The following is a 1,235-nucleotide window of genomic DNA, read 5'->3' as shown; positions in this document are numbered from 1 at the left end:
CTGATCCGCACCACCAGTTTTGGACACCTAATTAAGTGAGTACAATCACTAATGAGGTGAACCATGACAAACAAGAAAAAACGTATTCTCCATTCTGCTGAATTTAAAGCAGAAGCACTGAAACTAGCAGAAAAGCTGGGAGTAGCTACGGCAGCGCAGCATCTCTCGTTACACGAATCCCAGATCTACGGTTGGCGTAAAGCAGCCAAGAAAGATACTAGCACCAGTCAGCGGGAAAAAGATCTAGCCGCTGAAGTCGCAAAGCTCAAAAGGCAATTGGCTGAGCAAGCTGAAGAGCTAGATATCGTAAAAAAGGCCGCCACCTACTTCGCGAAAAATCTAAAGTAGATAGCTACGAATTTATGCTCGAACACCTGCTGTGCTTCAGTGCTGTCCGCATGGCTAAGGTGTTCGGGGTTTCACGAAGTGGGTTTTATTACTGGATTAAGCATCGCCACAAGGCCACTCAGCGCGAGGTAACTCGCCAAGAGCTTGATACGAAGGTCAAAAAGGCTTTTGACAACAGCAAAGGCCGTGATGGTTCAAGGCGCATCCAGAAAGAGCTGGCAGAGAACGGTGATAGCCGTAATGTTAAAACCATTGCCGCTAGTATGAAGCGTCAGGATTTAACGCCGAAAGCGGCACGTAAGTTTAGGTGCACTACGGATAGCAAACATAAAATGCCAGTTGCTCCGAACCTGCTGGCTCAGGATTTTAACGCGGAGGCTCCGAATCAAAAGTGGGCGGGAGACATCACCTATGTTGCGACAAGTGAAGGCTGGCTGTATTTGGCGGTAATTATTGACCTTTATTCAAGGCAAGTAGTCGGCTGGTCTATGGATACCAGAATGACCGCAACACTGGTCTGCGATGCATTATCAATGGCCTTGTTCCGTCGTGGGTTCCCTGAGCAGGTGATCGTTCATAGTGACCGAGGTAGTCAGTACTGCTCAAAAGATTATCGAGACATCATAACCGCTTATAATCTAAAGCAAAGTATGAGTAGGAAAGGAAACTGCTGGGATAATGCTTGTGTTGAGAGCTTCTTCCATTCAATGAAGGTTGAAGCGATCCAATATGAGCCGATCATGACGCGAGACGAGATGCGTCAAACGCTCTTTGAATACATCGAGGTTGATTATAATCGGACAAGAAGGCACAGTGCTCTCGGGTATCTAAGTCCAGTTAACTTTGAAAATAAAAATGTCGCTTAATGAAGTGTCCAGTCTGGCTGG

Annotated in this window: 1 protein-coding gene; it reads left to right on the top strand. The window is 46.6% G+C overall.

Annotated elements, in window-relative coordinates; all coding sequences use genetic code 11:
• Positions 1 to 63: 63 nt before the first annotated feature.
• Positions 64 to 1,214, top strand: a protein-coding gene (locus H5232_RS23285; protein WP_095661212.1) for an IS3 family transposase whose coding sequence is annotated in 2 segments (ribosomal slippage) — positions 64 to 307 and positions 307 to 1,214 — 1,152 coding nt in all. Because the reading frame shifts where the segments join, the coding sequence is not laid out codon by codon here.
• The last annotated feature ends 21 nt before the right edge of the window (positions 1,215 to 1,235 follow it).

Origin of the sequence: Pseudoalteromonas sp. SG41-5 (genome assembly GCF_014164495.1) — a bacterium.
GTDB classification, from domain to species: domain Bacteria; phylum Pseudomonadota; class Gammaproteobacteria; order Enterobacterales; family Alteromonadaceae; genus Pseudoalteromonas; species Pseudoalteromonas rhizosphaerae.
The sequence above is the reverse complement of the archived record's forward strand: the minus strand, read 5'-3'. Positions and strand labels throughout refer to the sequence as shown.